Origin of the sequence: Gordonia malaquae NBRC 108250, from assembly GCF_000344135.1 — a bacterium.
In the GTDB taxonomy this organism is placed as follows: domain Bacteria; phylum Actinomycetota; class Actinomycetes; order Mycobacteriales; family Mycobacteriaceae; genus Gordonia; species Gordonia malaquae.
Genome location: NZ_BAOP01000024.1, coordinates 23,140 through 36,595, shown reverse-complemented (window position 1 = coordinate 36,595; position 13,456 = coordinate 23,140). Strand labels below are relative to the sequence as shown.

Sequence of the window (13,456 nt, the reverse complement as noted above, 5' to 3'; positions counted from 1 at the left end):
CGTCAGAACATGGTGCCCGAGAACGGAGCGTGGTCGGTGGCGAAGAGGACGTCGAGTGTGCTGATCGCGTCGGGGTCGGGCGGGGTCGAACCTTCGTGCAGTCGCCCTGCCGCGGCGAGTTGCCGCCAGCGTGTGCCGCCGAGGTAGACCGATGCCAAGTCCGTCACGTCGACGGTGACGTCCGGCGCGTTCGAGCTGCGCTCTGCGCCGTCTGCGGTGATTCGATACCTTCCCGCATTCGACGGGAGTCGATGGTCGAGTACGGCGATCGTGACGGGTCGTCCCGGGCCGTAGGTGCGGGCGGCCAGCGCAGTCTCGACGTCGACGAGTCGGAGCCAGATCTCGTCGCGGACCTCGCCGAGGTGCACCGACCGCTGGTCGGTCACCAGCAGTGGCAGTGGATCGTCGACGGGCAGGGACGCGACGGTGATGGTGTCGACAAGATCGAGGCCGAACAGGTGCGCCCACAATCCGCGGTGGGCGTCGCCGGTGAGAGCGACGAAATCGGTGACCTGGATGGTCCGATTCCGGCTGGTCCACCACGTCGCGGAGTCGAGCGGACGGTAGACGGCGTACCCGTCGTCGACGCCGTCGGTGCTGTGGACGATCACGTATCGCAGCGGCTCCGCGTGCGCCCGCCGTTCGGCATTGACCCACCACGACGCCGAGCGCGTGGTCGCGCCGGCCGTCGTGACCCGTTCGTGGATTGCGGCCAACGACGAGGCGTCGACGTCGTCCGCGATCCGCACCGTGCCGGCGCCGTCGGGAAGCTCGCGCAGACCGGTTCGGACACGATCGATCCGCGCCGGGCGGCTGTGCGACGCGACTCCGTATCCGTACCGACCGTAGATCACCGCCTCGGATGCACGCAGGGTCGCGACCGCTTCGCCACGAGCGGCGGCGTCGCTGAACTGCCTGGTGATGAGGGCGGTCAGCACACCACGTCGGCGATGTGTTGGCAGTACGCCGATGTGAGTGACCGCCGCATGGGCCAGTCGCGCCCCGCCCGGCACGGTCAGCGATGTGGCGTACGAGTCGGCGCCGCCCACGATCTCTTCGCCGTCGAACGCGCCGAAGTATCGGCCCTCCTCGGTGATCGTCGCCGCGTCCAGGTCGCCGAAGTCGAGTCCGATCATGGCTCGCCCGAACACGGCGAATGCTTCTCGCACCTGCTCGGGGGTGGTGAGACGATCGATCCGGACATCGTTGCTGCGCTCGTGGACAGTCACCCTGCCGAATGTAGTGGACTGATTGTCGATGGCGCCGAGCTGCTGTCTTCGGGGTGTCGGTCGATCCGTATCGGACATCAGAGAGTGATTCACGTCTAGACCAGGCGTTTTCTCTAGGTGCGAAAGCCTCTGATAAGGCATGATTGACAGAGAGTGCGCTGCGCGGGCAAGGGGTCCGCGATGTGGGCGCATATTCAGAGAGTGAGATTGTGGTGGCTGTCAGCGGCAAGGTTGTGCATTTCGACTCGAATCGCGGGTTCGGATTCCTGGCACCGGTCGACGGTGGGGACGACGTGTTCCTGCACATCAATGACATCAGCATCGACGAGAACCTGCTGCGCCCCGGCGCAGTCGTGGAGTTCGACGTCGAGAGCACCGACCGTGGCTCGAAGGCCACGAACGTGAAGGTGACCGAGGAGGCTCCGGCAGGCGATCCCGCCGCCGAGCGCGCTCACCGTCGTGAAGACACCCGTGGCCGTTTCGGCGACCGTGACCGTGGAGATCGCGGCGACCGTCGTGACCGCTTCGATCGCAACGACCGCGGTGATCGCGGCGACCGCGGCCCGCGTCGTCCGAGCCGCACTGCGGGAGGCCCGCTGTCGAACGAGATCACCGAGCTGCTCCTCGACTCGTCACCCGACCTGACCGCGCGTCAGATCACGGCGATCCGTTCGCGGATCCTCGACCTCGCCGCTGCACGCGGGTGGTCGAACGATTAATTCCGCATCTGCTGGTTGGTTCGCGGCGGACCCGCCGATGGCGGTGTACAACGCCGACGATGTCGAGCGCATGGTGGCCGAAGCGCCCAAGCTCGCCGTCGTCGATCCCACAACCGACCATCGGAGCGACTTCGCCCGCGACCGCGCCCGCGTGCTGCACTCGGCAGCGCTCCGGCGTCTCGCGGACAAGACGCAGGTCGTCGGGCCGCGTGAGGGTGACAATCCCCGCACGCGTCTGACGCATTCTTTGGAAGTGGGTCAGATCGGCCGCGGTATCGCGGTCGGTCTGGGCTGCGACCCCGACCTCGTCGAGCTGGCCGGCCTCGCGCACGACATCGGACACCCGCCGTACGGACACAACGGCGAACGTGCGCTGGAGGAGGTCGCACGCGACCGAGGCGGATTTGAAGGTAACGCGCAGAATCTGCGCATCCTCACCGCGCTCGAACCCAAGATCCTCTGGCCGGACGGGCAGAGTGCGGGTCTCAATCTCACCCGAGCATCCCTCGACTCCACACTGAAGTACCCGTGGTCGCGCACCTCACCCGGCAGCAAGTACGGCGCCTACGTCGAAGATGAAGCTGCGCTCGACTGGGTTCGTTCCGGCGCGCCGGACGGCCGACGGTGCCTCGAAGCCCAGGTCATGGACTGGTCTGACGATGTGGCGTACTCGGTCCACGATCTGGAGGACGGGGTGATCGGTGGACGTATCGATCTCCGGCAACTCGGCTCACACGAAGATCAGGCGGCACTCGCCGACCTCGGTATGCAGTATTTCGGCGGGGACGACCGGGAGGCGCTGGTCGACGCCGCGCAGCGGCTGTCCGAGATGGACATCTTCGCCCAGCTCGGTGACTTCGACGGTTCCCTCGACGCATCCGTACGCCTCAAACGACTCACCTCGGAACTGATCGGGCGTTTCGCGTCGACCGCGATCACCTCGACCCGAAGAGCCGTGGACTTTCAGCCGGTCAGCCGATACGACGCCGACCTCTGCGTGCCCGACGACGTCGCCGCCGAGGTGGCGGTGCTCAAGACCGTCGCATTGCGCTTCATCTTCTCCGACCCGCGGCACCGGGCCCGCCAGGACCGCCAGCGCGAACGCATCCATCGCGTCGCCGAGATGCTGCTCGTCACCTCGCCCGGCGGCCTCGATCCGTTCTTCGCCGCGCGGTGGAATCGGGCGCAGAACGACGACGAACGCATGCGCATCGTGATCGACCAGATCGCGTCGATGACCGAGGGCCGCCTCGAACGCCTCGACAAGTCGAGTGCCGAGGTGCAAGCCCACCTCGGTTGAGTTCGAGTGTCAGCGGGCGGCGTGCATCCCCGACCGGATCTGGACTGCGCGGATCGCGGCGCACAGGACGGCGCCGCCGGCGAGGACGAGGATCGGCGCGGTGATGCCCGCCGCAGGCTGAATCGCGCGGAGCAGGACCGGTAGGCCGAAGCCGAGGTATGTGCCGACGTAGAACACGCCGGTCGCGAGTCCCGCTCGGTCGGTCGGGGCGTTGGTCTCGACGTCGAGCAGACCTTCGCGGAGGCACAGGCCGTAACCGGAGCCGAGCGCGACGGATGCCGCCACGAACGCGATCGGCGACGGATCCGAACCTGATGCGGCGACGACTGCGAAGCCCGCGGCGGCGAGAAGGGCGCCGCCGACGCCACAGCGCGGACCCCATTCGCCTCTCCGTGCAAACACCTGAATCGCGACGCCGGACCCGAGGGCGAGGACTGCCGCGACACCCGGCACCCACGGGCCGTCGAAGTCGGACATGCGTGCGGCCATCGTCACGACTGATGTGGTGACCGCGGAGAACACCCACAGAGACATCGGCAGACTGGTCACCAGTGCGCGGCGCAGGCTGCGTGTGTCCTCGTCGGCCCGCCGGGCACGAGCCGATCGGGTGTGCCGCTCCGATGGGACGCCGAATCCGGCCACAACAGCCAGCGCGGAGCCGGTCACGGTCACGACGAACGGTGCGACCACGGCAGCGGAACCGCTGAACTGGGCGATCAGACCGGAGACGAGCGGGCCGATGCCGAACCCTGCAGTCAACGTCGCGCCTGCAGCGACAGTCCCGCGCGCTCCTCCGAGGTCCGCTGCCCAGGCGGTGCCCGCGCTGACCGCGAGACCAACACCTAGACCGACCGCGAAGCGTCCGACGAACACCCCCGGTTCGGTGTGCCACACCAGCATCAGGAGATTGCCGAGCGCGGCACCCGCTGCTCCGGACAAGACGATCGGGCGCCTGCCCACGCGGTCGGAGATTCCGCCGCCCGTCAACAGACCGGGAAGCAGACCGACGGCGTAGATGCCGAATGCGCCTTCCAGAGCCGCGTCGGAGATGCCGCTGCGCTCGTGCAGGACCGGCATCATCGCGACGAAATGATTGGTCGCCCAGCCCGTGGTGAACAACAGAGCCAGGACAGTCAGGAGCGGGCGACGATCCGACGAGGCGGAAGCGGTCATGGTGTGTCGAGTGCCGCGAGCGCCTGTCGTGCCTCGTCGAGTTCCCGACTGAGCTGTTCGACGCGGCGTTGGGCCTCCTCGCGGGCCGCGTTGAGAAGCGTGGTGACCGCCTCACGCGCGGAATCGTCGCCGAGACTGCGCACGGCGGCGTCGACAGCTTCCGGGGCCACCGGTCGAGACCGCTGCGGTTTGCGTGCACCCCGAACGAGGGACACGGACCATTCGTTGTCTGCGGTCCCGAAGATCGTCACACTGACCGATGCGGTCGCCTTCTTCGTTGCCGCGCGCTTCGTCGCCGGCTTGGCTGCGGGCTTCGGAGGTGCGTCGCTCGGTGACGGGTTCGGCGGAACGCTCGTCTGTGCGGCCCTTGGTCGATGCGGGGACTGAACAGGCACGGCGACCTGCGCAGGCTTGGGCTTTCCTGGTCGCTTGGGCTTCGTGGGCTCGGGCTTCGGCGGCGGGGTCTTAGACATCCGCAGCTCATCGGCTTCGAATGGCAGTTCGTCGTCGACGCCCGTCGGGCTGACGGTGAGGGTGGTGCCGTCGATCGAGACGACACGCGCTGACGCGCCTTCGGCGAGACCGAGGCCGGACATCCCCTCACGGAGGTACACGGTCGCGCGTTTGCCGGTCGCCAGAGCTGTCGTCAGCGTTGCGAGATCGTCAGATGTCAGCGATTCCGACGCGGGGGCTGAACGGCGGCGCGGAGGCATGGCGTGATTCCTTCCAGGCGGTGAACTTATGAACACTGTCCCACACGGGTACGACCATGTTCGCACGGGTGTGCGAATGGCGAGAGTGCGGTCACTGCGCGTCGTAGCGCTCCCAGAACTTCGCCCGGAGGCGATGACGCACCGTCTCATCGAGGTCGTCTACATCGAGTGCTTCGGATGCGTCGATCAGCAAGGCTCGGTCGACGTCACGCGGGATAGACGGACGGGCCGTGAGGAGGTCCTGACGTTCGACGGGACTGGCGCTCTCAAGGAACGAGATGAGGACGCGATCGACCACGGGTTCGATCATGTCGTCCTGCGCGTCGACGTCGTATCCGGGCATCACGTGGCCGTTCGAGCCTGTGGACGAACTGTAGGCGAGCACGCCCGTCTGTTTCGGGGCAGTTGTGGGCGGCTGGACGACACGGTGGTTGGCGACGTCGAGCGGAGTGAGGGAACTCGGCTTGGGGGCCGCGGGGTGAGGGCCCGGTTTCGGTGCGTCGACCGCAGGCGCAGCCGGCGCGCACGGCGAGTCGGGCATTGCCTGCCTGTCGATCTTGACGACTGCGTCGTCGATCAACTCGGCGTCGATCGTGTGCAGGTCGTCGGCTGCTCGGATCAGATGCTTGTTGACTCCGTGCGGCTTCCCCTGCGCGTTCGGAACTCCGAGGACGACCACTTGCACACCGTGGACTTGAGCTTCTTCGACCGCTTCCGTGAGGTCGTCGTCGCCGGACACGAGGAAGAACACGTCGGAAGCGTTGTTCCGCGCGTGCGTGACGAGGTCGAGTCCGATGCGGAGATCAACGCCCTTCTGCTCGCCGTTGTATCCGAATCGTCCGAGCCGGAGTTTCACTTTTGAGAGCTCGCCGATCCGTTCCTGGAGATGACTGGGCACACCGTTCGTCGCCGAGTCGTACCAGTACACGCGAAGGACCGGGAGTCCCGAGAGGTTCTCTGCGGTGGAGATCAGAGCCTTGACGAGGGATCCGTATTGCACGTGGATTCCGTTGCGCAGCGATGTCCCCGTGGCGCGTGTGGCGGCGGAGGCGAGGAGGTAGCCGGTGTCGATGTAGAGGCAGCACGTGGATCGCATTGCTCGACTGTGTCACGGACGAGCGGCGGCGGCCGGAGAACCGAGGGCGCAGCGTCAGGAGAAGAGACTGCGCACGTCGTCGGCCGTGATGGCCCCGGAGAACGCCTCGCCGTCGTCGATCAGAGCGTTGAACAGTTCCCGTTTGCGGTTCTGCAGCTCGATGACCTTGTCTTCGATGGTGTCGACGGACGCCATGCGGTAGACCGTGACGGCGCGATGCTGCCCGATGCGGTGCGCGCGGTCGACCGCCTGCGCCTCCGCGGCTGGATTCCACCACGGGTCGGCGAGGAAGCAGTAGTCGGCGGCGGTGAGGTTGAGCCCGAATCCACCCGCCTTGAGGCTGATGAGGAACACTTGTGTGGCACCCTGTGTGAACTGCTCGATCTGATCCGCGCGCTTGACGACCGGTGTGGATCCGTCGATGTAGCTGTACGCGATGCCTGCCTTGTCCAGGCGAGCGGCGACCAGGGCGAGAAAACCGGTGAAACTGCTGAACACCAGCGCGCTGTGACCTTCGTCGATCAGAATCGGCAACTGCTCGGCGAGATACTCGATCTTCGCGGACTTCACTGCGGCGTGCTCGTCGTCGACGAGGCCGGGATGCAGGCTCAGTTGGCGCAGACGGGTGAGCGCGCGCAGGATCTGGATGCGATTGCCGTCGAAGTCGTCGAGCAGGCCCAGTGTCTCTTGCCGGTGGCGTGCCAAGTGGGTGTCGTACACCTTGCGGTGTGCCGGCTCGAGTTCCAGGTGCAGCACCTGCTCCTGCTTCTCAGGGAGATCGGTGAGGACCTGTGACTTGGTGCGGCGCAGCATGATCGGGCGGATGCGCCGGCGGAGCAGGTCGAGCTTCTCCGGTGCCTGGCCGCTCTCGATCGGGCCCGCGAAGTGATCCTTGAACAGCAGCGGCGACGGATAGAGGCCGGGCGCCACGACAGACACGAGTGACCACAGTTCCATCACCCGGTTCTCCATCGGCGTTCCGGTGATCGCGAGTTTGAACGGTGCGTCGAGCCGTCGTGCAGCGTGGTGCGTCTTCGCATTGTGGTTCTTCAGGAACTGCGCTTCGTCGAACACGGCGCCGTCCCACGACATGGCAGAGAACGCGTCGACGTCGAGCCGGAGGAGAGCGTACGACGTGACGACGACGTTCGCGTTCCCGACGCGGTCATGCAGCGGCGACCCCGACCGCTTCTGTGTCGCCGTGACCGTCATGACGTCGAGGTCGGGGACGAACCGCCGAACCTCGGCCGCCCAGTTCGAGATGACGCTCGTCGGCGCGACCACCAGGAATCTCGCCGTCGGATCGGAGTCGACAGCGTGTTGCATCAACGCGAGGGTCTGGACCGTCTTGCCCAGACCCATGTCGTCTGCGAGCACGCCGCCGAGACCGTTCTCCCACAGGAACGACAGCCAGTCGAGCCCGTCTTGCTGGTACGGACGCAACTGAGCACGCAGGCCGACCGGCGGCGCCACCTGCTCGGGCGGTTCGGCCTGGGCCAGTCGCGACATCCGATCGCGCCACGACGCGAGTTGCTCGTCGACCACCCCGAGTTCGAGGAGTTCGTCCCACAGACTCGCGTTGAGACTCTGCGACGACGCGCGGTCTCCTTCGAGTTCGCCCATGTCCCGTGCCTCCTCGAGGCGTTCCCGGAGTGTCGTCAGTTCGGGAACGTCGAGGGAGAAGTACGTGGTGTGGTCCACCATCATGTGCGTCTGACCGCTTGCGAGGGCGGCGATGACTTCGGGGAGCGGGACGCTGTGGCCGTCGACGTCGACTGTGATGGTGAGGTCGAACCAGTCGGTCGTCGCGTCGCCGGAGAAGTGAAGTGACGGAGTCTCCTCTGCACGGCGGAAGACTGGCGTGGGCCCGTCGGTGACCACGCGGATGTCCGTCCCATCAGTGATCTGCGGGACCACCTCGGTCCACAGCACGGCGGCTTCGATCTCGGTGAATCGGGACGTAGACGTGCGGAGGTGGGCGGGCGCCGATGTGAATGCTGCGTCGACGGTGCAGCCGCCTTGCAATTGTCGGAGCACCGCGTACAGGTGGTTGTACTTCTTGAAGTCTCCTCGCCAGCGGGGCAGTTCGGCCTGCAGTCGTTGCGCCGCGGCTGCCACCCACCCGTGACCCGTGCGGGCGACGGCTTCGAGCTGCGACCGGTACTGATCCCACATCGCCGCTTCGTCGCTCGGAGTGCGGTACCGCCCGGAGACGCTCCCATCCAGCGGGTACTCCACGATATCGCCGTCGACTTCGTAGCCGATGAGCCAGTCGGCAGTCGTCATCGCTCGTGTGCCGATGTGCAGGACGGGGAACGGTCCGGTCACCGCGGTGGCCGGGAACGCGTCGGGCGCCACGTCGATCACTCGTTCCGGTGCGACTGACGCGAGTGCGTCGCGGAATTCGCCGATCTCCGATTCGGCCACCCGGAGCGACTCGTCGGATATGAGCAGCATCGATTCGGTCGGAGTGAGGTCCGGGAGTCGACCGAGATGCGCGATTCCGTCCAGCACGGCCGCGACGCCGTGCACGCGCGGTCGGCCGATCAGTCGCCGGTGACCTTCCGTCGTGGAGACGGGCCGACCGTCGATGAGCACCTGAAGTCCGACGGCCACTCCGGAGCCCGACGGTTCGACATGCAGCGCGGTGGTGATCGGAGCATCGAGGTCGACGTGCAGCTCACGTCCATGCGTGTGGGTGTACCGCAGCTCGACGCCTGCGTCGACGGCGTCCCGCAGGATGGACCACACGATGCTCGGCGCGTGCATGAGCGACATCGACTCGTCGCTCGGGCCGTTCCCTCTCGCCGTCGACAAGAGCACGGCCAGTCGGGTGAGCGGTTCGAGGCCCACGACAGGGTCGACCTGCACGCCGTTGACGAGCTTCTTCCATGTGACTCTGGTCGACACCCACCGACCGGTCGACGACAGGACGGTGGGTCGGACCTTCACCGACGACGCAGTGGACGTGTACTCCTCGGCGAACACGAGACGCACAGGCAGAGGGGGCGTCTGGACGCGTGCGGTGTCGGCGGTGATCTCGGCGACGAGGGTCCGCCACCGTGACAGGGTCAACGTCGACGCGTCGTCTGCCTCGAAGGTTGCGGGGATCGCGTCGCTGGTCGCCGCGATGATCAGCGCGGCGCAGTGCTTGCAGTTCTGCGACACCGGGCAGGTGCACGACGCGACTGCGCGCGCCCGCGGTCCGAACGTGACGGCCACCCGGCAGCGATACCGCTTTCGGCCCGACCCCTCCGAGTACCCCGACACAGTGTTGCCGACCCAGGTGATGTCGTCGATCATGCCTTTGAACGCGTAGTCGCGGCCGCGCGCGAGTGTGGGGTTGTCGAACATCGTGAGGATCGCGTCGATCCGGTCGTCGGTCCACTCTGCGGGGTAGGTCATCGACGTTCAGGATAGTGGAGTGCTCGGACCTGGATTGCGAGCGACGGCCGGGCCCCGCCACCGGCCGTCGCCCGCACGTCTGGTCAAGCCGCGTCCTCCGCGGTCCACGGCAGTTCGACCGCCAACGCCTCGATCGGGACCACATAGGTGATCACCGCGTCGAGCGGTTCTACTTCCCACGAGTCCAGCGCGACCGTGGTCCGCACCGCCGCTTCGCGGAGAGCGTCCGTGCAAGAGTCGCTGACGATGCTCGTCCTGTCCTCTTCGCCTTGCCGGGCGTCGGGCCACATCGGAGCCGAGGGGGCGGGAGTCGCCGACAGGATGAGCGCACGACGCAGGTGCCGGGTCATCGCCCCGAGCATCACCGATGGGCCGTCAGCCGAGGGCCCGCTCACGATCAGGAGCTCGCCCCGCTCGAAGGCGTGCTCAAGAGCGGTGACCAAGATCCGTTCGAACTCCACCCACAGACTCGCCGCCTGGTCGCCCGACGGGCGGACCGGGTCGGGGACGGGAACCAGGGCGATGTGCTCGTGTCCGGCGATGACACCGCCGAGTCGGCTGACCGGTGTCGTCGTCTCCACGCACAGCAGGTTGTTCTCACGATCGAGAACGGCGGCATCGCGATACCGGCCTTGAGCGATCGGGTCCGTGAGGATCGCTCCTGTGCCGGGGAGACCGTCGAAGAGACCGGGATCGACGATCGTCCACGTCTGCGGGCGCTGGTCGTCCCACGTGCGGATCCTCCCGCCCAATGGTGATCCAAGTGTGACCAATGCCGTGTCCGCCGGGTCGAATGTGTCCGAGTCGATCATGTGCTTCCCCCATCTCGTGTGGAGAGAAGGATGGCCGCGATGACCGAATCGCGCAAGGGCGATTTCCACAGGTGCGACCTTCGGTCTGGGCTACCCTCCGTCGCAGGCCACGCCGTCCCGGTCGCGGTCGAGATCGGTGCTGTAGCCTGGCTGACCCTGGTAGAGCGGGGCTTTTCCGGCCGCGCGGACAGCGGCGCAGTTCGCGTAGTACGCGCTGCCGCTGTCCTCGGTGGTCGGCGGAGTGTATGCGGGAGTGGCTCGGCGTGGTGCGGGCGCGTCCACGTCGGGTTCGGTCGTGGCGGCCTCCGTCGGAGCCGTCGACGAGCTCTCGGCGGTGACGGTGACTGTTGTCGACGAAACGACAGTCGACGTGGCAGTCGTTGTGGTCGTCGAGACGGCGCTGCTCGACGACGAGGTGTCCAACAGAGGTGCAGGCGTCGGCATCTTGTCGTCGGGGTCGGCGAGGCCGATGAGGACGAAACCCACGAGGATCAGGCCGACTGCCACGGGGCCGCCGACCTTCCACGGCCACCGGCGCCAGATCAGCGTTGCGCCGAGCAGCCCGACGGCACCCCAGAACAGGAGCAGGCCGATCGCCTGCATCGGATCGCTCCACGCCGTGAACGACGCGAGCACGCCGATCGCCCCGAGCACCAAGAGCACCCAGCCGCCGATCTTGGCAGCGGTGCCAGGCCTGCTGGGCTCGGACGGGCCTGGTGCAGGTGTCGGCGGGACCGGTGGTGTCGGCGGAGGCGGCGTGAAGCCGTTGCCGCCGGTGTTGCCGGGATCGAAAGGGTTGGCGAAAGGACTCGTCACGGCGCTGATCGTAGAGTCCGACTGACGCGGTCAATCGATCAGACGACGTGAATCAGGCGTCGACAAGGCCGTCGGCGAGCGTCACCAGATCGGCCACTCGCGCAGGTGCACCGGATCGGACCGGCCAACCGTGTATGTCCGCCTGCCACTGCTCGCTGATCGCGGATCGTCCCCACCGCGCGCCAAGAAGGCCGCCGGCGATCGCGGCGACGGTGTCGGTGTCGTCGCCGATCCGGATCGCTGTGAACAGGCCGTCTCGGACGTGATCTGCGCCTTCCCCTGGGGCGTGAAGGACGGACGACGCTGCAGCCTGGAGCGCGGTGACTGTGTAACCGTTCGGCGTGAAGGTGTTCGGGTGCTGGTCGCGGGCCTCGTCGAGTAAGGTCTGCCACTCGTCTCGGCGCTTCACGTCGATCAGATCGAGACCGGCGTAGACGTCGATTCGAGCGTCGACCACGGCGACCCGGATCGCCTCGCACCACAGCACACAACTGTCGGCGGCCTCGTCGTCGAAGTGGGTCAGCCGAGCGACGTTCTGGGCTGCGTCCGCCAGTGCGTTCCGATCGTCCAGGTGAGCGAGCGCAACGGGCGCTGTCCGCATCAGGGCTCCGTTTCCGCCAGTGTGCTCAGCAGTCTGCGCGAAATCACGTGATGCGTCGAGTGTTCTCGTCGACAGCCCGGTGTCGGACGTTCCGCGGTGGACGTTGCCGAGGACCTTCCGCGTCTGATTGCCGACGTCCGGCGGGTTCGACTCGAACCAGTCGAGAAACCCCGCGGCGACGTCGTCGAGCGCGGCCGGGGATACGAGAGTGCGATGCCGGGCACCCGCCATCGCAACGCCCATGGCCATAGACGTGTCGTCGCTCCACTCGCCGGGAGCGAAGTCTCCGAGGCCACCACCACGCATGATCGGCACTCCGGTAGATGCAAGACGCAGGCTGAACTCGTACGGCACACCGAGTGCGTCGCCGACTGCGCCACCGATGAGTGCACCACGCGCGCGGTCCAGCACCTCGCCAGTCAGTGAAGTCATGTTCGATCCCTTCCGTCAGTTCTCGTCAGTCGTCTCGCGGTCGGGAACCAGGTAGGTGACGGCGACGTCCCACGGAGCGACGCCCCAGCCGTTCACCGCCGCCATGGTGAGAACACCGATGCCCGGCAGCGACTCGTCGGACAGGGGAGCGGTCACAGTCTGTCCGACCGGGTCGTCCGAAGGCGGCCAGAAGTCGTTGTCGGTGGGCGTGGGAGCGGTCTCGATGAGAACGATCGGCTGTCCGTCGTTGATGAGCGCACCGGCGAGGCAGTATTCGGTTTCGGACGTTTCCCACCCACCGCGTTCGGTCACGATGATCTCAGCTCGTCCGAACGCGTCGGTTGCGATGCGCGTGACTGACGCGTTCAGCGAATCCCAGAAGTCGCCGTCGAATGCATCTGCGGGAGTGAGAGTGAAGGTGGCGTCGCCGACGGTCAGCGTCCCCGCCTCTTCGTCGAGCAGGCCGACTTCCCGAAACCGGCGCGGCGCGATCTCGGTGCGCGTGATCTGCCCGGTGCCGACCAGTGAAGCTAGTCCGGCGAAGTCGTCGACCTGCCAGATGCTCGGCGCGTCGGTCCACAGTTGGACGACGCCTGCGACGGGGACGCCGATCACGGCGGTTGTCGAGTTCATGGCGTCACCGTAGCGCGGAGGACTGACAATCCCGACGGCTCCACCCACCGAAGACGGCCCCACGAAGGAGTCTGCTCACCTCCGCGACATCCGCTCACCTCCGGAGGTGAGCGGATGTCGCCGAGATGAGCGGACTGTCGGTGAGGTGAGCGAACTGGGGCTTCGCGCGGCGAGCAGGGGCGATTCGAGTAGTAGGGTCTACGGCGTGCCCCACGAATTCGACGACGCCGTGATCGCCGCGGTTCTCCGTCATATGAACGATGATCACACCGACGACAATCTGCTCATCGCGCGTGCCTTCGGCACCGTCGACGCGGCTGAACCGACCGCCGCGGTGATGACTGGATTCGACGGTGACGGCGGTGTCTGGGACGTCACCCGTGCCGGCGTCGTCAGTGAACTGCGGGTCCCGTGGCCCGGCGGCCCCATCGACGATCGTCCCTCCGTCCGACGCGAGGTGGTCGCCGTGTACGAAGCGGCATGCGACCGCCTCGGAGTGACGCAGCGCGAACACTGAGCGCTGCGAC

At 67.0% G+C, this 13,456-nt stretch carries 12 protein-coding genes; 3 read left to right on the top strand and 9 right to left on the bottom strand.

Annotated elements, in window-relative coordinates:
- Positions 1 to 2: 2 nt before the first annotated feature.
- Complete coding sequence (locus GM1_RS15290) at positions 3 to 1,229, bottom strand: GNAT family N-acetyltransferase (RefSeq protein ID WP_008380259.1); 1,227 nt, start codon at positions 1,227 to 1,229, stop codon at positions 3 to 5.
- 212 nt (positions 1,230 to 1,441) lie between these two features.
- Between GM1_RS15290 and GM1_RS15285 the strand changes: the two genes are divergently transcribed.
- Positions 1,442 to 1,948 (top strand): cold-shock protein, encoded by a 507-nt coding sequence (locus GM1_RS15285; RefSeq protein ID WP_008380258.1) that lies wholly within the window; start codon positions 1,442 to 1,444, stop codon positions 1,946 to 1,948.
- Between the two features lie 37 nt (positions 1,949 to 1,985).
- Positions 1,986 to 3,248, top strand: coding sequence for a deoxyguanosinetriphosphate triphosphohydrolase (locus tag GM1_RS15280; RefSeq protein ID WP_008380257.1), 1,263 nt, complete (start codon positions 1,986 to 1,988; stop codon positions 3,246 to 3,248).
- Between the two features lie 9 nt (positions 3,249 to 3,257).
- On the opposite strand, the gene GM1_RS15275 is transcribed toward GM1_RS15280, so the two are convergent.
- The 8 genes from GM1_RS15275 to GM1_RS15235 all read right to left on the bottom strand — a co-directional run bounded on the left by GM1_RS15275 (position 3,258) and on the right by GM1_RS15235 (position 12,929).
- Entirely contained in the window at positions 3,258 to 4,421 is a 1,164-nt protein-coding gene (locus GM1_RS15275) for an MFS transporter (RefSeq protein WP_008380255.1), read from the bottom strand.
- On the bottom strand, positions 4,418 to 5,134 hold the full coding sequence (locus GM1_RS15270) for a DUF6319 family protein (RefSeq protein WP_008380253.1): 717 nt from the start codon (positions 5,132 to 5,134) through the stop codon (positions 4,418 to 4,420). Before GM1_RS15270 ends, GM1_RS15275 begins: the two co-directional genes overlap by 4 nt.
- A 91-nt stretch (positions 5,135 to 5,225) precedes the next feature.
- Positions 5,226 to 6,230 (bottom strand): NYN domain-containing protein, encoded by a 1,005-nt coding sequence (locus GM1_RS15265; protein WP_008380251.1) that lies wholly within the window; start codon positions 6,228 to 6,230, stop codon positions 5,226 to 5,228.
- A 54-nt stretch (positions 6,231 to 6,284) separates the two neighbouring features.
- A complete protein-coding gene (locus GM1_RS15260; RefSeq protein ID WP_008380250.1) occupies positions 6,285 to 9,635 on the bottom strand; it encodes a DEAD/DEAH box helicase in 3,351 nt (1,116 codons plus the stop codon).
- An 83-nt stretch (positions 9,636 to 9,718) separates the two neighbouring features.
- Positions 9,719 to 10,447, bottom strand: coding sequence for a hypothetical protein (locus GM1_RS15255; RefSeq protein ID WP_008380248.1), 729 nt, complete (start codon positions 10,445 to 10,447; stop codon positions 9,719 to 9,721).
- A 90-nt stretch (positions 10,448 to 10,537) separates the two neighbouring features.
- Positions 10,538 to 11,263: an excalibur calcium-binding domain-containing protein gene (locus tag GM1_RS22765; RefSeq protein WP_008380246.1), complete on the bottom strand. Its 726-nt coding sequence runs from the start codon at positions 11,261 to 11,263 to the stop codon at positions 10,538 to 10,540.
- A 52-nt stretch (positions 11,264 to 11,315) separates the two neighbouring features.
- Positions 11,316 to 12,296 (bottom strand): ADP-ribosylglycohydrolase family protein, encoded by a 981-nt coding sequence (locus GM1_RS15240; RefSeq protein WP_008380245.1) that lies wholly within the window; start codon positions 12,294 to 12,296, stop codon positions 11,316 to 11,318.
- A 15-nt stretch (positions 12,297 to 12,311) separates the two neighbouring features.
- A complete protein-coding gene (locus GM1_RS15235) occupies positions 12,312 to 12,929 on the bottom strand; it encodes a hypothetical protein (protein ID WP_040520317.1) in 618 nt (205 codons plus the stop codon).
- A gap of 205 nt (positions 12,930 to 13,134) precedes the next feature.
- Between GM1_RS15235 and GM1_RS15230 the strand changes: the two genes are divergently transcribed.
- Positions 13,135 to 13,446 carry a DUF2470 domain-containing protein gene (locus GM1_RS15230; RefSeq protein WP_008380242.1) on the top strand — a complete coding sequence of 104 codons (312 nt, stop codon included), beginning with the start codon at positions 13,135 to 13,137 and terminating at the stop codon, positions 13,444 to 13,446.
- The last annotated feature ends 10 nt before the right edge of the window (positions 13,447 to 13,456 follow it).

Bases quoted from the DNA above. Each gene is read 5' to 3' on its own strand.
- GM1_RS15235 (WP_040520317.1), bottom strand. From the start codon at position 12,929: ATGAACTCGACAACCGCCGTGATCGGCGTCCCCGTCGCAGGCGTCGTC.
- GM1_RS15275 (WP_008380255.1), bottom strand. From the start codon at position 4,421: ATGACCGCTTCCGCCTCGTCGGATCGTCGCCCGCTCCTGACTGTCCTG.
- GM1_RS15260 (WP_008380250.1), bottom strand. From the start codon at position 9,635: ATGACCTACCCCGCAGAGTGGACCGACGACCGGATCGACGCGATCCTC.
- GM1_RS15255 (WP_008380248.1), bottom strand. From the start codon at position 10,447: ATGATCGACTCGGACACATTCGACCCGGCGGACACGGCATTGGTCACA.
- GM1_RS15240 (WP_008380245.1), bottom strand. From the start codon at position 12,296: ATGACTTCACTGACTGGCGAGGTGCTGGACCGCGCGCGTGGTGCACTC.
- GM1_RS15265 (WP_008380251.1), bottom strand. From the start codon at position 6,230: ATGCGATCCACGTGCTGCCTCTACATCGACACCGGCTACCTCCTCGCC.
- GM1_RS15280 (WP_008380257.1), top strand. From the start codon at position 1,986: ATGGCGGTGTACAACGCCGACGATGTCGAGCGCATGGTGGCCGAAGCG.
- GM1_RS15270 (WP_008380253.1), bottom strand. From the start codon at position 5,134: ATGCCTCCGCGCCGCCGTTCAGCCCCCGCGTCGGAATCGCTGACATCT.